Annotated in this window: 19 protein-coding genes and 1 riboswitch; of the genes, 6 read left to right on the top strand and 13 right to left on the bottom strand. The window is 69.0% G+C overall.

From position 1 onward, the window contains the following. Positions 1–261 precede the first annotated feature (261 nt). Together Mth01_RS25095 and mgrA are read left to right on the top strand one after the other, a co-directional pair. Positions 262–2328: a S9 family peptidase gene (locus Mth01_RS25095; RefSeq protein WP_204018412.1), complete on the top strand. Its 2067-nt coding sequence runs from the start codon at positions 262–264 to the stop codon at positions 2326–2328. Positions 2329–2460: 132 nt separating this feature from the next. Next, positions 2461–3486 carry an L-glyceraldehyde 3-phosphate reductase gene (mgrA, locus tag Mth01_RS25090; RefSeq protein ID WP_204018409.1) on the top strand — a complete coding sequence of 342 codons (1026 nt, stop codon included), beginning with the start codon at positions 2461–2463 and terminating at the stop codon, positions 3484–3486. Between the two features lie 127 nt (positions 3487–3613). On the opposite strand, the gene Mth01_RS25085 is transcribed toward mgrA, so the two are convergent. The 3 genes from Mth01_RS25085 to Mth01_RS25075 all read right to left on the bottom strand — a co-directional run bounded on the left by Mth01_RS25085 (position 3614) and on the right by Mth01_RS25075 (position 7396). Further along, positions 3614–3925 carry a hypothetical protein gene (locus tag Mth01_RS25085; RefSeq protein ID WP_204018408.1) on the bottom strand — a complete coding sequence of 104 codons (312 nt, stop codon included), beginning with the start codon at positions 3923–3925 and terminating at the stop codon, positions 3614–3616. Positions 3926–3954: 29 nt separating this feature from the next. After that, positions 3955–6360 (bottom strand): lysylphosphatidylglycerol synthase transmembrane domain-containing protein, encoded by a 2406-nt coding sequence (locus tag Mth01_RS25080; protein ID WP_239089984.1) that lies wholly within the window; start codon positions 6358–6360, stop codon positions 3955–3957. A gap of 268 nt (positions 6361–6628) precedes the next feature. Beyond that, the gene (locus Mth01_RS25075; protein ID WP_204018407.1) at positions 6629–7396 is read right to left on the bottom strand and encodes an alpha/beta hydrolase; all 768 of its coding nucleotides are present in this window, start codon (positions 7394–7396) and stop codon (positions 6629–6631) included. 74 nt (positions 7397–7470) lie between these two features. On the opposite strand from Mth01_RS25075, the gene Mth01_RS25070 reads away from it, so the two are divergent. Then, entirely contained in the window at positions 7471–8082 is a 612-nt protein-coding gene (locus tag Mth01_RS25070; RefSeq protein ID WP_204018406.1) for a PadR family transcriptional regulator, read from the top strand. On the opposite strand, the gene Mth01_RS25065 is transcribed toward Mth01_RS25070, so the two are convergent. After that, positions 8025–8486, bottom strand: coding sequence for a GNAT family N-acetyltransferase (locus Mth01_RS25065; protein WP_204018405.1), 462 nt, complete (start codon positions 8484–8486; stop codon positions 8025–8027). The genes Mth01_RS25070 and Mth01_RS25065 overlap by 58 nt on opposite strands. Positions 8487–8582: 96 nt before the next feature. Here Mth01_RS25065 and Mth01_RS25060 point away from each other — a divergent pair, with 96 nt between their 5' ends. Beyond that, the gene (locus tag Mth01_RS25060) at positions 8583–9026 is read left to right on the top strand and encodes a hypothetical protein (protein ID WP_204018404.1); all 444 of its coding nucleotides are present in this window, start codon (positions 8583–8585) and stop codon (positions 9024–9026) included. A gap of 54 nt (positions 9027–9080) precedes the next feature. Here the strand turns inward: Mth01_RS25060 and Mth01_RS25055 are convergent, their stop codons facing one another. Then, on the bottom strand, positions 9081–9461 hold the full coding sequence (locus Mth01_RS25055) for a VOC family protein (RefSeq protein ID WP_204018403.1): 381 nt from the start codon (positions 9459–9461) through the stop codon (positions 9081–9083). 41 nt (positions 9462–9502) lie between these two features. Further along, positions 9503–9763 carry a CBU_0592 family membrane protein gene (locus Mth01_RS25050; protein ID WP_204018402.1) on the bottom strand — a complete coding sequence of 87 codons (261 nt, stop codon included), beginning with the start codon at positions 9761–9763 and terminating at the stop codon, positions 9503–9505. A 6-nt stretch (positions 9764–9769) separates the two neighbouring features. After that, positions 9770–9839: riboswitch (guanidine-III (ykkC-III) riboswitch) on the bottom strand. 140 nt (positions 9840–9979) lie between these two features. Between Mth01_RS25050 and Mth01_RS25045 the strand changes: the two genes are divergently transcribed. Beyond that, complete coding sequence (locus Mth01_RS25045; protein ID WP_204018401.1) at positions 9980–11803, top strand: acyl-CoA dehydrogenase; 1824 nt, start codon at positions 9980–9982, stop codon at positions 11801–11803. 105 nt (positions 11804–11908) lie between these two features. After that, positions 11909–12190 carry a hypothetical protein gene (locus Mth01_RS25040; protein ID WP_239089983.1) on the top strand — a complete coding sequence of 94 codons (282 nt, stop codon included), beginning with the start codon at positions 11909–11911 and terminating at the stop codon, positions 12188–12190. Between the two features lie 63 nt (positions 12191–12253). Here Mth01_RS25040 and Mth01_RS25035 read toward each other — a convergent pair whose 3' ends face one another. The 7 genes from Mth01_RS25035 to pdhA form a co-directional block, all read right to left on the bottom strand. Beyond that, positions 12254–12637 carry a hypothetical protein gene (locus Mth01_RS25035; RefSeq protein WP_204018400.1) on the bottom strand — a complete coding sequence of 128 codons (384 nt, stop codon included), beginning with the start codon at positions 12635–12637 and terminating at the stop codon, positions 12254–12256. A gap of 179 nt (positions 12638–12816) precedes the next feature. Continuing rightward, on the bottom strand, positions 12817–13113 hold the full coding sequence (locus tag Mth01_RS25030; RefSeq protein ID WP_204018399.1) for a Dabb family protein: 297 nt from the start codon (positions 13111–13113) through the stop codon (positions 12817–12819). A 28-nt stretch (positions 13114–13141) separates the two neighbouring features. Beyond that, complete coding sequence (locus Mth01_RS25025) at positions 13142–15337, bottom strand: peptidase domain-containing ABC transporter (RefSeq protein ID WP_204018398.1); 2196 nt, start codon at positions 15335–15337, stop codon at positions 13142–13144. Further along, entirely contained in the window at positions 15337–15531 is a 195-nt protein-coding gene (locus tag Mth01_RS25020; protein WP_204018397.1) for a hypothetical protein, read from the bottom strand. The genes Mth01_RS25025 and Mth01_RS25020 overlap by 1 nt, the downstream gene beginning before the upstream one ends. A gap of 460 nt (positions 15532–15991) precedes the next feature. Continuing rightward, a complete protein-coding gene (locus Mth01_RS25015) occupies positions 15992–17359 on the bottom strand; it encodes a dihydrolipoamide acetyltransferase family protein (protein ID WP_204018396.1) in 1368 nt (455 codons plus the stop codon). A gap of 15 nt (positions 17360–17374) precedes the next feature. Further along, positions 17375–18349 carry an alpha-ketoacid dehydrogenase subunit beta gene (locus Mth01_RS25010; protein WP_204018395.1) on the bottom strand — a complete coding sequence of 325 codons (975 nt, stop codon included), beginning with the start codon at positions 18347–18349 and terminating at the stop codon, positions 17375–17377. After that, entirely contained in the window at positions 18346–19470 is a 1125-nt protein-coding gene (gene pdhA, locus Mth01_RS25005; protein ID WP_204018394.1) for a pyruvate dehydrogenase (acetyl-transferring) E1 component subunit alpha, read from the bottom strand. The genes Mth01_RS25010 and pdhA overlap by 4 nt, the downstream gene beginning before the upstream one ends. Between the last annotated feature and the right edge of the window lie 127 nt (positions 19471–19597).

Here is a 19597-nt window from a genome sequence, read left to right as displayed (position 1 = left end):
GCCCCTTCCGGGGCAACCCCTCCAACTTACCGGGTCCGGCCCCGCCGCGCAAACCGCAACAGATCCAAGATCCAGGAAAGAAAGAGGAGATACCGACGACATACCGGACGACCCACATGCCTGACCATCAAGATGCTCAGAAGTGGGATCCGCCGAACCTCACCGGCCCAGCTAGATTACCAGAGCTGGAGACCAGCCGCGCGCAAGCGCGCTTCGGGGCTTGCGTACCTGGACGAACGTAGACTCTGCCGGGTGAGCGACATGGCGCCTGTGGCGAAGAAGGTTCCGGTCGAGCGTACTCATCACGGCGACACCGTGATCGACGAGTACGCGTGGCTGCTCAAGAAGGACGATCCCGACACGATCGCGTACCTGGAGGCGGAGAACGCCTACACCCAGGAGATGACGGCTCACCTCAAGGATCTCCAGGACACCGTCTTCCAGGAGATCAAGAGCCGCACTCTGGAGACCGACCTCTCGGTCCCGGTGCGCCGAAATGCCTGGTGGTATTACAGCCGCACCGAACAGGGCAAGCAGTACGGCATCCAGTGCCGGGTGGCCGCCGACGGCGACAGCCCGCCCGTGTTGCGGCCCGGTGAACCGCTTCCCGGCGAGCAGGTCCTCCTCGACGGGAACGAGCTGGCGGGCGACAGCCCGTTCTTCTCGATCGGGACGAGCACGGCCAGCCCGGACGGCACGAAACTCGCGTACTCCACGGACTACAAGGGCGACGAGCGGTTCACGCTCAGGTTCAAGAACCTTGAAACCGGCGAGCTGCTCCCCGACGAAATTCCGGGCGTCTTCTACGGCGGCGCCTGGTCGGCCGACGGGTCGACGTTCTTCTATACGACCATCGACGACGCCTGGCGGCCGTACCGCGTCCATCGGCACACCCTTGGGTCCGACGAGGACGACGTGATCGTGTACCAGGAGGACGACGAGCGGTTCTGGGTGGGGATCGGGCTCACCCGGAGTCTGCGCTACCTCACGCTGTCCGCGGGCAGCAAGATCACCAGCGAGGTGCGGATCCTCGACGCGGACGACCCGACCGGGGAGTTCACGGTGGTCCGGCCGCGGCGGACCGGCGTCGAGTATGGCCTGGACCACGCCGGCGACCACTTCCTCGTGCTGCACAACGACGGCGCCGTCAACTTCGAACTCGCCACGGCGCCGGTCGCCGATCCGGCCTCCTGGACGCCGCTCATCGGGCATCGGGAGGACACCCGGCTGCTCGACGTCGACGCGTTCAAAGATCACGTCGCGGTTCACTTCCGCCGCGACGGCCTGACCGGCATCCGGATCCTGCCCGGAGACGGGCGGGAGCCGTACGAGATCCCGTTCCCCGAGCCGCTCTATGACGTCACGCCGTCCGGGAACGCGGAGTTCGAGACGAGCCGGCTGCGACTCGGATACACCTCGCTGGTGACGCCGCCGTCCGTTTACGAGTACGACCTGCGGACGGGCGAGCTGATCCTGCTCAAGCGCAAACCGGTGCTGGGCGGCTACGACCCCGCCGACTACGAGCAGTTCCGCGAGTGGGCGACCGCCGAGGACGGGACGAAGGTGCCGATCTCGATCGTCGTCAAGAAGGGCGCCGACAGGACGGGCACGGACAGAACGGGCGCGGACCGGCCGGCCCCGACCGTGCTGTACGGCTACGGCAGCTACGAGAGCTCGATGGACCCCTACTTCTCGGTTGCCCGGCTTTCGCTGCTCGACCGCGGGTTCGTGTTCGCGATCGCCCACGTGCGCGGCGGTGGCGAGATGGGCCGCCGGTGGTACGAGGACGGCAAGCTGACGAAGAAGAAGAACACCTTCACCGACTTCGTGGCGTGCGCGCGGCACCTGAAGGCCGTCGGCTGGTCGAGCCGGATCGTGGCACGCGGCGGCTCGGCCGGCGGCCTGCTCATGGGGGCCGTCGCCAACCTCGCGCCGGAGTTGTTCGCCGGGGTCGTCGCCGAGGTTCCGTTCGTGGACGCGCTGAACACGATCCTCGACCCGTCGCTGCCGCTCACGGTCATCGAATGGGACGAGTGGGGCGATCCGCTGCACGACCCCGAGGTCTACGCGTACATGAAGTCCTACTCGCCCTACGAGAACGTCGGCGGCCGGCCGTACCCGCCGATCCTCGCGATCACCAGCCTGAACGACACCCGGGTGTTCTACCACGAGCCGGCCAAGTGGATCGCGCGGCTGCGCGGCACGGCGGGCGGCGGGCCGTTCCTGCTCAAGACCGAGATGGGCGCCGGGCACGGGGGTCGCAGCGGCCGGTACGACGCATGGCACGAGGAGGCGTTCGCGCTCTCCTGGATCCTCGACAGGGCATGAACGCGAGGACGGCGTCGAAGCGGCGGGGGCCGTGCACGCCCTCGACCCGGTTCAGCTCGATGTCGCTGGTGGCCGCATCAGATACAGTCCCACCGGCGGACGAGCGAGTGCGGCTGGACAGGAGAACGGCGAGTGACGTACGTGGCGGCGGATGACCGGTACGGCCCCATGCCGTACCACCGGACCGGGCGGAGCGGGCTGAAGCTGCCCGCCGTGTCGCTCGGCCTCTGGCACAACTTCGGCGACGACAAGCCGGTCGAGACGCAGCGGGCCATCCTGCGCCGGGCCTTCGACCGCGGCGTGACGCACTTCGATCTGGCCAACAACTACGGTCCGCCGTACGGCTCCGCCGAGATCAATTTCGGGCGGATCTTCCACCAGGATTTCACCCGATACCGGGATGAGCTGATCATCTCGACGAAGGCGGGCTGGGACATGTGGCCCGGGCCGTACGGCGAGTGGGGGTCGCGCAAGTATCTGCTGGCCAGCCTCGACCAGTCGCTCAAGCGGATGGGCCTCGACTACGTCGACATCTTCTACAGCCACCGCTTCGATCCGGAGACGCCGCTCGAGGAGACGATGGGCGCTCTCGATCATGCGGTGCGTTCGGGGAAGGCCCTCTACGTCGGCATCTCCTCCTATGGCCCGGAGCGGACCAGGGAGGCGGTGCGGATCCTGCGTGAGATGGGCACGCCGCTGCTGATCCACCAGCCGTCGTACTCGATGCTGAACCGCTGGATCGAGGGCGGGCTGCTCGACGTGCTGGCGGACGAGGGCGTGGGGTGCATCGCGTTCTCGCCGCTGGCGCAGGGCATGCTGACCGACCGTTACCTCGACGGCATCCCGGCGGGCTCACGGGCGGCGCAGGGCAAGTCGCTCGACCCCGCCCTGCTGACCGAGCAGACCATGCGGCATGTCCGCCTGCTCAACGAGATCGCGAAGGAGCGCGGTCAGTCGCTCGCGCAGATGGCGCTGGCCTGGGCGCTGCGTGACCGGCGGGTGACGTCGGTGCTGATCGGCGCCAGCAGCGTCGCCCAGCTCGACGACAGCCTCGACGCCGTCGAGCGGCTCGGCTTCTCCGCCGAGGAGCTCGCGGCCATCGACAAGGACGCGGTCGAGTGCGGCATCGACCTCTGGGCCGGCTCCAGCAAGAGTTGACACCTGCCGCCGTCGGCCGGACGAACCCCGGCCGACGGCTATCAGGATCTTCGGGTGGCGCTCTTTCCGGCGGCCCTGGACTCCATCGCCGCCGCTACTTCTTCCGCGGTGAAGATCTCTCCCCGTGTCACGTTCGCGAGCCCCTCCTCGATGGCAGCCACCTCGTCGGCTGGAGTGCTTCGGCTGCGGCCACGTAGGCGGCGTCATACGACGACAGCCGGATGGCGGCCAGTTCCTTCGCCACCTCTCCGACATCGGAGTCATACATGCCCGTACGCTCCGCGGCCCGCTTGAGTACGGCAAGGTTCTGTGATCGGCGGGCCTCGCTCGTAACCAGTTCGAGCAGCAGTCCCTGCAGGGACATCCCCCGGGCGCGGGCCTGCTCCGCGAGGGCGTCACGGACGCCCTCGGGAACGTCCCTGATCTGAAGAGCCACCATGCATGCATTTTACATGCATCCAGCCGGCGCTAGATGGCGTTCTGGCGTTGGAGGTAGGTGAAGGACGCCCAGCCGGGCAGGACGGGCAGCCAGAAGGTCATCAGGCGGAAGAGCAGCACGGCCGACAGGGCGACCGTGTCGTACACGCCTGCGAGCCTCAACCCCACGATCAGCGCTCCCTCGACCGCGCCCAGTCCACCCGGCGTGGGGGCGGCCGAGCCGATCGCGTTGCCGGCGAGGAACACCACGGCCACCGCCGTGAAGTTCACCTCGCCGCCGAACGCCCGCACGCAGACACCCAGGCAGACCACGTTGGCGATGGTGAGCAGCACGGTCCCGCCGACGCCTTCGAGCACCTTGCGCGGGGACTGCACCACGTCGAGCAGCCGCGGGATCACACCGGAGAACATCGCACGCACCCGGGTGGTGACCAGCCTGCGCAGCGGCCGTACGGCCAGCACGATCAGGAAGAGCACGGCGATGCCGAGCAGCACGACGAGCAGCCCCCGCGACGGGGTCAGGGACTGCGCGGCCTGCGTGCCGGTGAGATATCCGAACAGCAGCAGCAGCGCGATGTGCGAGGCCAGTCCGACGAGCTGGGAGGCGCCGATGCTGGCCACCGCCGGCCCCGGCGGCACCCCGCGCTTCTGCAGGTAGCGGGTGTTGATCGCGACGCCGCCGACCGCGGCCGGCGCGACCAGCTTCACGAACGAGGCGGACAGCTGCACCAGCACCGTACGGCCCAGCGGCAGCGGCTCGGGCACGAAGCCCCGCACTATGAACGCCGCCGCGACGAAGCTCACCGCGGAGGCGAGTAGCGCCATCCCGCCCCACACCCAGTCGGCCGTGGTCACCACGGAAAGCAGGTTGACCTGGCTGAGCTGGGAGAACAGCAGGTACGCCGCTACGGCGCCGGCGATGATCGTCACCAGGGTGCTGGGGCGGAACCGTTCGAGCCGGACCTCTCTGACCTCGACCCGCGGCTTCAGCGCGAGGATCTGCTCGCGTATCGCGGGGAGGAGTTCCTTGTCCCGGCGCAGCGCCGTACGGGTCTCCCGGGCGAGGGCGATCCGCTGGAGCATGGGCAGTGCCCCGGCGAGCGTGTCGGCGCCCAGCACGGTCGCCCCGGACCTCACCGCGCGCTCGGCGCCGACCCGGGTGCCGAGGTAGGCGAGAAGTTGGGCGATGTCGAGCCGCAGCAGCAGGTCTCCGGCGGCGATCTCACCGCTGCGGGCGTCGAGCATGATCACTTGCCCGGCCTCGTCCACGTGGATGCTCTCGCCGGTCAGGTGCCGGTGGGCCAGCCGGTGGTCGTGCAGCAGCCGCACCTGCTCCCATATCTGGGCCAGCAGATCGTCGTCGAAGGCCTCGTCGGGGAGCTCGGCGACCGGACGCGTGTCGATGTGCTCGTAGGCGAGCAGTGCAGCCTCGGTGCCGATCTCACTCGTGCCGAGCAGTCGGGGCAGCCGGGCCCCGGCCGCGTGGGCGGCGTAGGCCATCAGCGCCTCGCGCTCCAACTCGGCCCGCAGTGACCTGATGGCCCGCCGCCGGGTCTCCGAGTTGAGCCGGATGCGCCGCCAAAGGCGATAGGCGAGGCCGGCCACCTGCCGGTCCCGGTCGAGCACGGTGACGTCGAGGAAGCGGTCGCCGTCGAGGCCGACGAGGTAACGCCGGCTGCCGGAGCTGTCGTCCTCGATCCGCCTGGCGCTCGTCGGGACGAAGCCGAGGCGACGCAGCGCGGCCAGCACCGCGCTGCCCGGCGGCCTGGTGTTCGCGCTGCCGATGCCGTACAACGTGCCGAAACCGACCGCGAGACCGACGAGGTAGGTGAGGATCACTCCGAGGGCGGTGACCTTGGTGGCGGCGAAAAGCGCGAGCACGTCGAGCGCGATCGCGAGCCACATGAACGCCCGCCACTGTGGCCGTCGTGACATCCGTACGGCCGTCGCGTAGGCGATGGCGGGGGTGAGCACGGAGTTGAGGGGCTCGACGTCCCGCCCGCCGGTGAGCAGTTGTTTCAGCTCGGCGGGACCGGCGAGGACGAGCCACTCGCCCAGCGTGTAGGAGATCACCAGGGCGAAGATGGCCGCGATCAGGCCCTGCGTGACGCGCATGCCGTCGCGGTGGAAGACCCGCTCGACGGCGAACGCCACGGGAACGACGAGCACGGCGACGCCGCCGAGCAGTCCGGAGATGGCCGACAACACCTGCGGGGCCCGGCCGGTGCCCGCCTGCACGTCGGTCTCCAGGCCGTTGAGCGTGCGCTGAAGGGCGAGTGCGAGCAGCACGACGGCGCCGAGGGCCGCCAGCGTGAGCATGAACCGCAGCGCGTCCGAGGGACGGCGGATCCGCTGCGGCAACAGGGGCTCAACGACGAGGAAGACTCCCCGGCCGGGAGTGTCCAGCGCGGTGTCCTGCTCCTTTATGCCTCTCACCACCAGCGATTCTGTGCGATCTCCGCACGTGCTGTCCACATATTTGACCGCAAGCGGTTCTTCCCTCCGAGAGGACGTGACTCGGCCATTCACTGACACTCTATGGAGCCGCGGCGTTTCGCGATCGAGCCGATCCCGCTTGATACCGTTCCGTCGCCGAAGAACTTTGCACACCGGGGCAAAACGACCGGCCGATCGTCGCCGAGCACGGCGGCGATGGCGGCGATGGCGGTGAGTCCGTCGCGTACGTCGAGATCAGCGACCGGGGTCAGCCTCGATGCTTGTCAAGGAAGGTCACGATGGTGTCGAGCACCATGGCCGCCTGATCGGTCTCGAACAGGTGCGAGGCATGGGCGCCTTCACCCCTGACGATGACGACGGGGTGATCGGGGGACTTCACGGCGGCCTCCGCGACCTCCTCCATCTGCGTCGGGCTGATCACGTTGTCCCGCTCCGCCGTGATCTGCAGCAGCGGCACGTCGAGGTGCGCCAGGTCGTCGTAGCTTGGTGAGCCGGCCAGGTTCACGACCGCCGCGGCGGGCTCCTTCAGCTGTGTCGCCGCTGTGATCGACTTTGTTCCGCCCATCGAGCCGCCGATGAGGAACACTCTGGTGACGCCCGCCTTCCTCAGCCGCTTGGCCATCTTCAGGATCAGGTCGGCCCGGGCGGTCCCGGAGCTGCGCTCGTAGAGCAGGACGCGGTAGCCCGCGGCCCTGAGCCGGTCGGCCAGCGGCCGCCAGGAGCAGACGGTGCCGTTGAGCTCGTAGGTGATGACCGCCCCGGCGGGACCGTCACCCATGATCACACCTGCCGACTCGTCCCCCACCGCGTTGCGGTAGCGGAACACCTGGCCGTCGGCTTCGGTGAAGCACCCGCTCACGTTGGGGCCGGTCGGGGAGGCGGAGACCGTGGCGGCGGGACTCGCCGTACTGGACCCCGCCGCACTTGACGTGGTGGCCGCGCCTTCCGCGCCGACCGTGCCCCCGCAGGCGGTCAACGCGAACAGGACGAAGACCAGGGCGAGTTTCCTGGGCATCCGATCCCTCCAACTATGTAAGAACTGACATAATGAAGGATGATCGAGGTGACGGTCAATACGCTTGGAGCACCATGAGTTCCACAACCTCCACGACCTCGACGACCTCGACACTCGGATTCGCGATCCTCGCCCTGCTGGCGCGGGCGGACAGCACGGGATACGAGATCGCCTCGCGGATGCGTAATCCCGTCGCCTATTTCTGGACGGCCAGTCACAGCCAGATCCACACCGACCTTCAGCGTCTGCTGTCCGCGCAGATGGTCGCCTACGACAGGGCGCCAGGACCGGGGCCGCAGGACAAGAAGGTCTACACGATCACGGCCAAGGGGCGCGACGCGCTGCGCGAGTGGATCACGACGCCGCCGCGGCCGCAGCCCGAGCGCGACGAACTGGTTCTCAAGAGCTACGCCGCCTGGCTGGCCGACCCCGCCGCGCTGATGGAGATGTTCCGTACGGCGCTGCACCGGCATGAGGAGCGCCTGGCGGAATATGAGCGGGCCTGGGCGTCCCTCGAGGAGGGGGCGCCGCCGCTGTTCGGCACGCCGAAGTTCGGGAACATGGCGGCGCTGCGCTGCGGGCTCGGCTACGAGCGGCACCGGGTGGAGTGGTGCCGGTGGATGCTCGATCAGCTGAGCAGGAGCTTGAATCCCTCATGCGAGGCGGCGAAACCGAACGACGAGTAGAAGCGGCGCGCATCGACCCGCGCCTTGTCGGAGGTGAGCTGCACGAGGGCACACCCGCGCTCGCGGGCCCGTTCGACGGCCCACTCCATCATCGCTCTGCCGATGCCCCGGTTCCGGTACGGCGCGGCCACCCTGACCGCCTCGACCAGGGCACGCTCGGCCGCGCGGCGGGACAGGCTGGGGATGTACGTGAGCTGCATCGTCCCGACCACCTGCCCGTCCGACTCCACCACGATCAGCTCGTTGCGCGGGTCGGCGTCGATGGCCTCGAAGGCGGACTCGTAGTCGGGTTCGCCACCGGAGCCCGTGGCCTTCTCACGTGCCGCCGAGATCGGATCGTCGGCGATCAACGCCACGATCACCGGGATGTCCCCGCGCCGAGCCGTACGAAATGAGAGAGCCACCCGAAGATCCTAATAGGGGCGGCTCAGGGAGTGGCCAGGGAGGGGTCAGGGGCTTCCCCGATGCCTGGGGGCCGTTTCGCGAGCGAACCTGGAAGCATGAACGAACTGACCCGAATGGATGAGATGTCGCTCTCCGGCGCGGCCCTGCGCGGCGCTCCCTGGCGGGCGGCGGCGATCGCCGGCGGCGGCGTCGCGGCGACGAACCTGTTCCTGGGCTGGATCCTCCCCGGCCCGGCCGACCTCACCTGGGCACTGTGCACGGGGATCGGCCTCTTCGCCCTCGTCGCGGGCATCGGCGCCATCTCCCGGCCCAACCGGGGCGATCGCGTCACTCAGCAGGCCAGGCAGTGGGCGCTGCGGCACCCGTGGCGCTTCGCGCTCTACCCCGGGCTCGGGGCGGCGGCCCTGATGGTCCCGGTCCAGATCCTGTTCGACGGCGAGGGCGTGTTCGGCGCGGCGTGGGACGCGCTCTGGGGCGGCGCGCTGGTCTTCCTGTTCACCGGCATCGTCACCCTCGCCATGCGGAGCCGTGCTCGTTAGGCCGTGCCAGGGCGCGTACCCTGCTACCCGCCCTGGCATGAGCCCCGGCAGGGGTCAGGCGGTGGCGGCGCGCTCCGCCTCGCTGCGGACGACGCAGAACTCGTTGCCCTCGGGGTCCAGCAGCGTGACCCAGCCCGTGCCGTCCGGGTTGCGGTGGTCCTCGTACGGCTTGGCGCCGAGGGCGACCAGGCGCTCCACCTCCTCGTCGCGCGTTCGCTCCGTCGGCATCAGGTCGAGGTGACCCCGGTTCTTGACGGTCTTGGCCTCCGGGACCCGGATGAAGAGCAGGTGCGGCACACCGCCGGGGCGTTCCAGCATGACCTCGTCGTCCTCGGGCTCCGAGTGGACGAGGGGCCAGCCCAGGGCCTCGCTCCACCAGCTCCCGAGTTCGTACGGCTGGGCGCAGTCGAATGTGGTCGTGTGGATGTCAATCATGCGCCCAGCCAACCGCGACACCACCAAAGACGTCAAGCGGGTTATTCCGCAGCGCCGGATTCGGCCGGGCGTGGTCGCCTGGCCTTGGTGACGAGCCCGATCAGGGAGACGATCGCCCACACTCCTTCCAGTAGCACGAATCCCCAGTCCCGGCTGGACAGCGCGATCCAGGTGAGCACCGCCGAACCGACCAGGTTGAGGACCAGATAGGACGTCGAGTCTCCGTCCAGGACCTTGATCTGCGAGAGCAGGAACGCCGAGAGGATGAGCAGCGCTCCGACGATCTGAATGAACTGATGCATGCTTCCCGCGCGCCGTCTTCGCAGGGCCGGGTACGGCACGCACCTCGTCCGGGATCACCCGGGACCGGGCGTCACCCACTCGAACCTCTCCCGGCGCCGCGGCTATTCCCCTCCGACCCCTCATCTGGGTAAAACATGCATAAGGGTGGTTACCGGCGGGTAGCATTCGGTTTAGAGTTACTGGCCGGTACGTTTACTCTCCCGGGAGCGCAGACGATGGGTCACTACAAGAGCAACCTCCGCGACCTCGAGTTCAACCTCTTCGAAGTGTTCGGCCGGAAGGAGGTCCTCGGGGCGGGCCCGTTCGCGGACATCGACGTGGACACCGCGCGCAACGTCCTTGACGAGGTGCACCGGCTCGCCAGCGGCCCGATCGCCGAGTCGTTCGAGGATGCCGACCGCAACCCTCCGGTGTTCGACCCCGCCACGCACACCGTGACGATGCCGGAGAGCTTCAAGCGGTCCTACCAGGCCTGGATGGACGCCGAGTGGTGGCGTCTGGAGCTTCAGCCCGAGCTCGGCGGCACGCTTGCCCCGCGCAGCCTGCTCTGGGCGATGGCCGAGTTGGTGCTGGGCGCCAACCCCGCCGTATGGATGTTCGCCAGCGGCCCGTCGTTCGCCCGCCTCCTGTTCCAGCTGGGCACCGAGGACCAGAAGCGGTTCGCCGAGCTGGCCGTCGAACGCCGCTGGGGCTCGACCATGGTGCTCACCGAGCCCGACGCCGGATCCGACGTGGGGGCGGGCCGTACCAAGGCGGTCGAGCAGCCCGACGGCACCTGGCACATCGAGGGCGTCAAGCGCTTCATCACCAGCGCCGAGCACGACATGACGGAGAACATCTTCCACCTCGTGCTGGCGCGCCCCGAGGGGGCCGGTCCGGGCACCAAGGGTCTGTCGATGTTCCTTGTGCCGAAGTACCTCGTCGACCTGGAGACCGGCGAACTGGGCGAGCGCAACGGCGTGTACGTCACCAACGTCGAGAAGAAGATGGGCCTGAAGGTCTCCACGACCTGCGAGCTCACCTTCGGCGAGCGGCACCCGGCCGTCGGCCACCTGGTGGGCGGCGTGCACGACGGCATCCGGCAGATGTTCATGGTCATCGAGAACGCCCGCATGATGGTCGGCGCCAAGGCCATCGCCACCCTGTCCACCGGCTATCTCAACGCGCTCGACTACGCGAAGAACCGCGTGCAGGGCGCCGACCTCACCCGCTCGGGCGACAAGACGGCGCCCCGGGTCACGATCACCCATCACCCCGACGTCCGCCGCGAGCTGATGCTGCAGAAGGCGTACGCCGAGGCCATGCGGGCGCTGGTGATCTACACCGCGACGGTCCAGGACACCATCCAGATCGCGGAGGCGGAGGGCCGCCGCGACCATGCCGCCGAGGCGCTCAACGACCTGCTGCTGCCGGTCGTGAAGGGCGTCGGCTCCGAGCGGTCGTACGAGCTGCTCGCCCGCTCGCTGCAGACGCTGGGCGGCTCGGGCTTCCTGCAGGACTACCCGATCGAGCAGTACATCCGCGACTCCAAGATCGACTCCCTGTACGAGGGCACCACCGCGATCCAGGGTCAGGACCTGTTCTTCCGTAAGATCCTCAAGAATCAGGGCGCGGCCCTCGGCTCGCTGCTCTCCGACATCAAGGCGTTCGCGGCCTCCAAGGCCGGCAACGGCCGGCTGAAGGTGGAGCGGGGCCTGCTCGACGAGGCGGCCGACGAGGTCAAGGCCATGGCCGACACGATGGCCGGCTGGGCGATCACCTCGCTGGAGACGCCGCAGGAGGTCTACAAGGTCGGCCTCAACACCACCCGCTTCCTGATGGCGCTCGGCGACCTGGTGCTGGCCTGGCTGCTGCTGCGCCAGGCCGAGATCGCCCTGAAGGCACTGGGTGAGGGGGACCGCGACAAGGACTTCTACACCGGCAAGGTCGCGGCCGCCTCGTTCTTCGCCCAGACCGTGCTGCCGCGGCTGGCCGCGGAGCGCCGGGTGCTCGCCGCCACCGGCCAGGACCTGATGGAACTCCCCGAGTCGTCCTTCTGACCTGTCGCCCGCTCGTACGGCTGCCGCCCGCTTCGGCGGCAGCCGTACGGCGATGAGAGGAGATCCGTTATCCGCCGCCAGTAATGCGATCAGGTGTGGCCGGGTATGACCGGTTCCGAAGGGAACCTTTACCTTGTCACTACCAGCGTCCCGGAGGTCGCAACGATGGGCATCGGGGTCAGCATCTTCTTCATCACGCTCGGCGCGATCCTCAAGTTCGCCATCGAGCCCGACGTCCTCGGTGACTCCGTGCACATCGACGTGATCGGTGTGATCTTCATGTGCGTCGGCGGCGTCGGCCTGCTGCTCAGCATCATCTTCGCCTCCCGGCGCGGCGAGACCTCCGATCGGCAGCTCCTCGATCAGGAGAATCGACCGGAGGGATGACATCCGGCACGCCGATCCCCAATTATGGGCGCTTTCGCCTGATTTCGGCCCGTGCTTCCTGGATCAGCAGCTCTTGAATCCTTGCGGGTACGCGATATCTCCCCTGGGCTGGACATAGGTCCACTTGCGCGTGCTTCCGCCGGGGATCTTGGAGCAGCCGTAATCCGGCGCCCACCTCAGATTGACCTTCTTGCGGACGGTTTTACCGCCGCAGTTCGCCCAGGTGAGCGTCCACACCGTTTTGCTCGGGTAGCTTTTGCTCTTGATAGTCCCGCCGCAGTCGGCGCGGAGAGCGCTGGAGGCGCTGCCCGCGCTCGCGTTTACTGGCATCGCACCGACAGTGGTGGCTCCCAGGAGGGCTGCCGCCACTACCAGTCCCGCTCGCTTCGCCAGGGCAGCAGGTGTCTTTCCACGCTTCGCGGCCGACGAATTGGCCGTCACGGTCATGGGCCTTCCTTCCGCTGATTGAAGCGGGGGACGGCGTTCTCGGTGCCCGCGCCGTCCCCGTGCTTTCACCGTCGTAAGGACCGTAACCATGCGGACTTTCTCTGGCGTCAACCCTCGGTTAGATATCGCCGTCCATTTTCTGCGGTAGTCCGGACGGCACCTGAGAACGAACGCCCGCCTCAGGCGGTGTGGTACTGCACGGCGGCGCGGCTCGCCAGGATCGGCGCGATGCACTCGTCGATCACGGAGCGATGCGCGGGGTGATCGCGATAGATGGCGTAGTCCTCGGGCGAGTCGAAGTCGGCGACGACCGCGAAGGAGAAGTTGCCCTGGGTGGCTCCGGCGTCCGGCCCAACCAGGTAGCTCCGCAGCTCGGGGATCACACCCGGCAGGTCGCGCAGCCGCTTGGCCACCTCCGCCTTCTGCTCCTCGGTGGCATCCTCGATCCAGCTCAGCAGCACCACATGCCGGAACATGATCCCCCTTTTCGCCGTCCTGTCCCGGTTACCCTCTCACAGCTCGTGCCGATTCACCGACCCCTGTCCCCGCCCCAGGCTGAAGGCCGGTTCCGGCGGCCTGCGCGGCGATCAGCGCGGCGTAGTGCCCTTGCCGTGCGAGCAGGCTCTCGTGCGTTCCCCACTCGACGACGCGGCCGTCGTCGACAGCCAGGATGAGGTCGGCGTCCCTGATCGTGCTCAGCCGGTGGGCGATCACGATGCGGGTCTGGGTGAGCCCGGCGAGCCTTGCCTCGATCTCGGCCTCGGTGGCGCTGTCCAGGTTGCTGGTGGCCTCGTCGAGCAGCAGGATCTTGGGCCGGGCGAGCAGCGCACGGGCGAGGGCCAGGCGCTGGCGCTGGCCTCCGGACAGCCCACCCCCCTCGATCAGCATCGTCTCGTATTTCATCGGCATCGCGTCGATCTCATCGTGCAGGCAGGCCATACGGGCGGCCGCCACGACACGTTCCATAGACGCGCCCGGATCGTTCAGTGCGATGTTCTCCCGGATGCTTCCGGTGAACAGCGACGTCTCCTGGGTGACCACGCCGAACTGACGGCGCAACGAGCGCAGGTTGAGCTCGTCCACCGGCACTCCGTCGTACCGGATCTCACCACTCGTCGGCTGGTAGAGCGCCAGGAGCAGCCGGGCCAGCGTGCTCTTGCCCGACCCCGACGGTCCCACCAGCGCGATCTTCTGGCCGGGGGCGACGGCCAGGGAGACGTCCCGCAGGATCCAGGGCCCGCGCGGATCGTGCCGGAAGCTCACCTCCCGCAACTCGATCGCGCCGCGCAGCCGGAGCACCTCGATCCCCTCCACCGGCTCCGGCTGGGAGGCGAGGATGTCCGACAGGCGGTCGAAGTGGGCGCCTGCCTGCTGAAGGCTCTGCAGGCTGGACATGAGCGAGCCGATCGGGGTCAGCGCGGTCACCGCGATCGCGTTCAGCGCGAGCAGGGCGCCGAGCGTCAACTCGCCGTCGAGCACCCGCCAGGCCCCCACCCAGAGCAGGCCCAGCGGCGCGAGCAGCCGAATCGCCCCCAGCGCGGCCTCCAGCAGCCCCTGGGTGAGCCCGCTGCGCACGTCGGCGTCGAGTTGCTCGGTGAAGTTCCGCGACCATTGGTCCACCGCCCGCGACTCGGCACCGGACGCCTTCAGCGTCTCGATCCCGCCGATCGCCTGAATGAGACTGCTCTGGGTCGAGGCGGAGGCGGTCAACTCCTGCTGGGTCAGCCGGTTCACCCGGCTGGTCGTGGCCAGCAGCAGGGCGACCTGGACCGTGGCGAGCCCGGCCAGGCAGAGCCCGAAGACCGGATCCCGGACGACGACCAGGATCAGATATCCGACGGCGAGCGGTCCGTCGAGCAGCGCGGAGAGGATCTGCCCGGTGAGCATGTCGCGCAGCACCGTGACGCTGCCGGCCCGGGTCACCAGGTCGCCGGCGCCACGCCTGGTGAAGTAGCGGTAGGGCAGCGCGATGAGGTGCTCCACCACCCCCCGGGTGAGCTCGGCGTCGGCGCCCGCCCTGATCGCGACCAGCAGCGCGTTGCGCAGATAGCCGACCACGAACTGGGTCAGGGTGGCCAGCAGCAGTCCCGCGCCGAGCACCGCGAGCAGCCCGCCGGCCCCCATCGGGAGCACCCGGTCGACCAGGATCTCGGAGAAGACCGGCAGCGCCAGGCCGAGCAACTGCAGGATCACCGAGGTGGCCACGACCTGGGCGAGCAGGCCCCGCCGCCGCATCAGCAGCGTACGCAGGAACTGCCGACGCCACGCCTTCGCCATGCTGGACCCGCCCCGGCGGAAGCGCGGCTCCGGTTCGAAGGCGAGCACCACCCCGGTGAATCCGCGGCTGAACTCCTCCGGAGACAGGCGGCGGCGTCCTCGGGCCGGGTCCACCACGTCGACCCGGTCCCGTGTCCACCGCTCGACCACGACGAAATGGTTGAACTCCCAATGCGCGATCGCCGGGAGCGGTAGCCGGCCCAGGTCCTCCGGGTCGAGGGAGAACGCCCTGGCCTTCAGCCGGTACTCTGCCGCACCCGCCACGATGGCGAGTGCGGTCAGCCCGTCACGGCCCACCTGAAGCTGCTCGGTGACCTCATGCAGACTCGCGCGGTGCCCGTGGTGGCCCAGCACCATGGTCAGGCAGGCGGCGCCGCACTCGGTGGCGGTCTGCTGCAGCACCACCGGCACCCGCCGGCCCATCAGACGTCCCCCGCCAGCATCGGCTGGACCACGAGAAAGAGCCCGATCGAGGCGAGCAGCAGCAGCGCGACCCCCACCCAGAGCAGCGCGAACCACCACCCGGGGACTCGGGCAGGGGTGGTCGTGCGCCGCTCCGCGGCGGCATGGCCGCGCAGCGCCTCCTCACGGAAGAGCTCTCTCACAGCCAGTGCCATTCGATCGATGTCCGGGCACGCCGTCGAGAAGGAACGCATCGGAGTCGATCTGCTTGGTGATCATCCGGCCGGCGGCCCGCTCGTAGGCGGGGACCAGCTCGCCCGGGTCGTTGGTGTACACGGTCTCGGGAACCGCAGATCGTCAATGCTGATCTTCTTCATGGTCGTTCCTTTCCCCGTCGCCCCTGGTGAAGCCGTATCGCAACGGCGCCTCACGAACGCGGCGACGGATCTCGCGCCCCAACTTCTGACGTTCGGGTGGTTGCGCGACAGAACGCTAGAGATCACGACTTGTCCATGACTTGTACCGCACTTGAAATCGGCTCGTGGCGACGCCGACGCCGACGGGGCCGGGGCCCGTCAAGCGGTCCCCGGCCCCGTCGGGTTGGGCGTTTCTCGTCGTGTTCCGTGTCGTGCTCTACAGTTCCGCCTCGCCGTACGGCTCGGCGGCGACAGCAGCTCAGCTCCAGGCGAGCATGCGCAGGGGGTCCTCCAGCATGTCGCCCACGTCACGCAGCACACGGGAGCCCAACTCGCCGTCGACCACGCGGTGGTCGAACGACAGCGCGAGCGTCGTGACCTTGCGTACGGCGAGCTGCCCGTCGACCACCCACGGCATGTCCCTGATCTGGCCGAAGGCCAGGATCGCCACCTCGCCCGGGTTGATGATCGGGGTGCCCGAGTCGACGCCGAACACGCCCACGTTGGTGATCGTGATCGTGCCGCCGGACAGGTCGGCCGGGGTGCATTTCCCGGCTCGGGCCCGCTCGGTGAGCTCGGCCAGCGCGCCGGCCAACTCGGGCAGCGAAAGCTCGTCCGCGTCCTTGACGTTGGGGACGATCAGGCCACGGTCGGTGGCGGCCGCGATGCCGAGGTTCACGTAGTGCTTGACGATGATCTCCTCGTCGGTCCACGTGGCGTTCGCCATCGGGCGCCGCTTGACCGCGGTGATCAGCGCCTTGGCCACCAACAGCAGCGGGGAGACCTTGACGTCGGCGAACTCGGGCAGCCGCCGCAGCCGACCGACCGCCTCCATCGTCGCCGTCACGTCCACCTGGAGGAACTCGGTGACGTGCGGGGCCGTGAACGCGCTCGCGACCATCGCCTGCGCGGTCGCCCGGCGCACCCCCTTGACCGGGATCCGCTCCTCGCGGCCCCGCGCGGGGCCCGCCTCCCGCCGGTACGGCACGGCACCGGCGGGAGGGGCAGCTCCGGCGGCCGCCTCGACGTCCGCGCGGGTGACAGACCCCCGGGGTCCGGTACCGGTCAGCGTGGACAGGTCGACGCCGAGGTCCCGGGCGAGCTTGCGCACCGGCGGCTTGGCCAGCGCCCGTGTCGCCGCCGGTGCGGGGGCCGCGGGCATGGGCGCCTGGGTGCCGGCAGGGGTCTGGATGCCGACAGGGGTCTGGGTGCCGGCAGGGGTCTGGGTGCCGGTGGGAGCCGCCTTCCGGGGGCGGCGCCGGGTGGCGCTCGCCTTGACCCCGTAGCCGACGAGCACCGGCTCCCGCTTCTCCGTCCCCTTCTCTCCCCTGTCCTCCGCGGGCTTCGGCGCGGCTTCGGCGGGTGCCTCGTCGGAGGTCGCGCCCTCCTCACCCGTACGCACGGAGATGATCGGAGTGCCGACCTCGACGGTCTCACCCTCGGTGGCCATCAGCGCGGACACCGTGCCCTCGAACGGGCACGGCAGCTCGACCACGGCCTTGGCCGTCTCGATCTCGACGATCGTCTGGTTGACCTTGACGGCGTCGCCCGGTGCGACGTGCCACTTGACGATCTCGGCCTCGAGCAGGCCCTCGCCCACATCGGGAAGCTTGAACTCACGCAGCATGAGGATCCCTCCCTGTCAGTAGGCGAACGTGCGGTCGACGGCGTCGAGCACCCGGTCGAGGTCGGGCAGGTAGTACTCCTCCAGCCGGGACGGCGGATAGGGAGTGGAGAACCCGCCGACCCGCAGAACCGGGGACTCCAGATGATAGAAGCAGCGTTCGCTGACCCGCGCCGCCACCTCGGCCCCGAGACCGGTGAAGATCGGCGCCTCGTGCACCACCACGCAGCGTCCGGTCCGCTGGACGGACTCCTCCAGCACCGCCATGTCGAGCGGGTTGAGCGAGCGCAGGTCGATGACCTCCAGGTCGCGCCCGTCCTCCTCCGCGGCGGCCGCGGCCTCCAGGCAGGTCTTGACCATCGGGCCGTACGCGACGAGCGTCACGTCGCGGCCGGGCCGTACGACCCGGGCCCTGTCCAACGGCAGGCCGGGCGCGTCCAGGTCGATGTCGGCCTTGTCCCAGTAGCGGCGCTTGGGCTCGAAGAAGATGATCGGATCGTCGCAGCGGACCGCGTCCTGGATCATCGTGTAGGCGTCCACCGGGTTCGAGCACGCCACCACCCGCAGCCCGCTGGTGTGCGTGAAGTACGCCTCCGGCGACTCGGAGTGGTGCTCGACCGCGCCGATCCCGCCACCGCAGGGGATGCGGACGACGACGGGCAGTTTGAGCGCGCCGAGCGACCGCAGCGGCATCTTGGCCAGCTGCGTGATGATCTGGTCGGCCGCCGGGAACACGAACCCGTCGAACTGGATCTCGCAGATCGGCCGATAGCCGCGCAGGGCCAGGCCGATCGCGGTGCCGATGATGCCGGACTCGGCGAGCGGCGTGTCGATCACGCGGTCCTCGCCGAAGTCCTTCTGCAGGCCGTCGGTCACCCGGAAGACGCCGCCGAGCTTGCCGACGTCCTCCCCCATCACGAGGACCTTGGGGTCGCTTTCCATCGCGCGGCGCATGCCCGCGTTGAGCGCCTTGCCGAGAGTGAGGGTGGTCATCGCTCGCCTCCCGCCTCGAAGCCCGCGAGATAGGTCAGGTACTGCTCGCGCTCCTCGTCGAGGAGGGCGTGCGGCTCCGTGTAGACGTGCTGGAACATCGCCCCCGGCTTCGGGTCCGGCATGGCCAGGCACCGGGCGCGTACGTCCTTGCCCAGCGCGTCGGCCTCGGCGTCGACCTTGTCGAAGAACTCCTGGTCGGCGAACTGGTTCTTGAACAGATAGGCCTTCACGCGCTCGATCGGGTCCTTCAGCTTCCAGGCCTCCAGCTCGTCGGCCAGCCGGTAGCGGGTCGGGTCGTCGGATGTGGTGTGCGCGCCCATCCGGTAGGTGTACGCCTCGATGAGCGTCGGCCCCTGCCCCTCACGGGCGTTGCGCAGGGCCTGCCGGGTCACCGCGAGGCAGGCGAACACGTCGTTGCCGTCGACCCGGACACCCGGGAAGCCGAAGCCCGACGCCCGCTGGTACAGCGGGATCTTCGTCTGCCGCTCCATCGGCTGGGAGATCGCCCACTGGTTGTTCTGGCAGAAGAACACCACCGGCGCGTTGAAGACCGAGGCCCAGATGAACGCCTCGTTCACGTCGCCCTGGGCGGAGGCCCCGTCGCCGAAGTAGACGATCGTGGCGGCGTCGGCGCCATCCCGCTGGACGCCCATCGCGTAGCCCACCGCGTGCAGCGTCTGGGAGCCGATGACGATGGTGTAGAGGTGGAAGTTGTGCTCGGCCGGATCCCATCCGCCGTGGTTCACGCCACGGAACATCCCGAGCAGCTTGACCGGGTCGACGTCGCGGCACCAGGCCACGCCGTGCTCCCGGTAGGTGGGAAAGGCCATGTCGGCGGTGGTCAGCGCCCGGCCGGAGCCGATCTGCGCGGCCTCCTGTCCGAGGAGGGACGCCCAGAGGCCCAGCTCGCCCTGCCGTTGCAGGGCTACCGCCTCCAGATCGACGCGTCGCACCAGGACCAGGTCCCGGTAGAGGGAGCGGACCTCTTCCGCGGTCAACTCGATGTCGTAGTCGGGGTGATCGACCCGCTCTCCCTCAGGGGTGAGCAGTTGGACCAGATCTGGGGGTGCGTCAACACCGCGAGGGGCGTCGGCTGTCACGTTGCCTCTCCTGTGCGTCATGGGCCGTCCGCTGATGGGGTCGCCACCGTCGGGAGGCCGAGTCTCCTCAGGCGTACGGCCGCTGGGTGGGCGGCCGCGCCCTCCTGCGGACATCGTGGCAGAGACGACACCCCACTGCGCAAGACCC

Source organism: Sphaerimonospora thailandensis (assembly GCF_016863115.1).
Taxonomy (GTDB): domain Bacteria; phylum Actinomycetota; class Actinomycetes; order Streptosporangiales; family Streptosporangiaceae; genus Sphaerimonospora; species Sphaerimonospora cavernae.
Note: the sequence above shows the minus strand (reverse complement) of the source record. Positions and strands in the feature narration are given on the sequence as shown.

Excerpts from the sequence above, each read along its gene's own strand:
- Mth01_RS25055 (WP_204018403.1), bottom strand. The coding sequence starts at position 9,461 with ATGATTGACATCCACACGACCACATTCGACTGCGCCCAGCCGTACGAA.
- Mth01_RS25010 (WP_204018395.1), bottom strand. The coding sequence starts at position 18,349 with ATGACCACCCTCACTCTCGGCAAGGCGCTCAACGCGGGCATGCGCCGC.
- Mth01_RS25025 (WP_204018398.1), bottom strand. The coding sequence starts at position 15,337 with ATGGGCCGGCGGGTGCCGGTGGTGCTGCAGCAGACCGCCACCGAGTGC.
- pdhA (WP_204018394.1), bottom strand. The coding sequence starts at position 19,470 with ATGACGCACAGGAGAGGCAACGTGACAGCCGACGCCCCTCGCGGTGTT.
- Mth01_RS25060 (WP_204018404.1), top strand. The coding sequence starts at position 8,583 with ATGAACGAACTGACCCGAATGGATGAGATGTCGCTCTCCGGCGCGGCC.
- Mth01_RS25020 (WP_204018397.1), bottom strand. The coding sequence starts at position 15,531 with ATGGCACTGGCTGTGAGAGAGCTCTTCCGTGAGGAGGCGCTGCGCGGC.
- Mth01_RS25085 (WP_204018408.1), bottom strand. The coding sequence starts at position 3,925 with ATGGTGGCTCTTCAGATCAGGGACGTTCCCGAGGGCGTCCGTGACGCC.
- Mth01_RS25040 (WP_239089983.1), top strand. The coding sequence starts at position 11,909 with ATGACCGGTTCCGAAGGGAACCTTTACCTTGTCACTACCAGCGTCCCG.
- Mth01_RS25050 (WP_204018402.1), bottom strand. The coding sequence starts at position 9,763 with ATGCATCAGTTCATTCAGATCGTCGGAGCGCTGCTCATCCTCTCGGCG.
- Mth01_RS25070 (WP_204018406.1), top strand. The coding sequence starts at position 7,471 with ATGAGTTCCACAACCTCCACGACCTCGACGACCTCGACACTCGGATTC.
- Mth01_RS25095 (WP_204018412.1), top strand. The coding sequence starts at position 262 with ATGGCGCCTGTGGCGAAGAAGGTTCCGGTCGAGCGTACTCATCACGGC.
- Mth01_RS25035 (WP_204018400.1), bottom strand. The coding sequence starts at position 12,637 with ATGACCGTGACGGCCAATTCGTCGGCCGCGAAGCGTGGAAAGACACCT.
- Mth01_RS25075 (WP_204018407.1), bottom strand. The coding sequence starts at position 7,396 with ATGCCCAGGAAACTCGCCCTGGTCTTCGTCCTGTTCGCGTTGACCGCC.
- Mth01_RS25045 (WP_204018401.1), top strand. The coding sequence starts at position 9,980 with ATGGGTCACTACAAGAGCAACCTCCGCGACCTCGAGTTCAACCTCTTC.
- Mth01_RS25030 (WP_204018399.1), bottom strand. The coding sequence starts at position 13,113 with ATGTTCCGGCATGTGGTGCTGCTGAGCTGGATCGAGGATGCCACCGAG.
- Mth01_RS25015 (WP_204018396.1), bottom strand. The coding sequence starts at position 17,359 with ATGCTGCGTGAGTTCAAGCTTCCCGATGTGGGCGAGGGCCTGCTCGAG.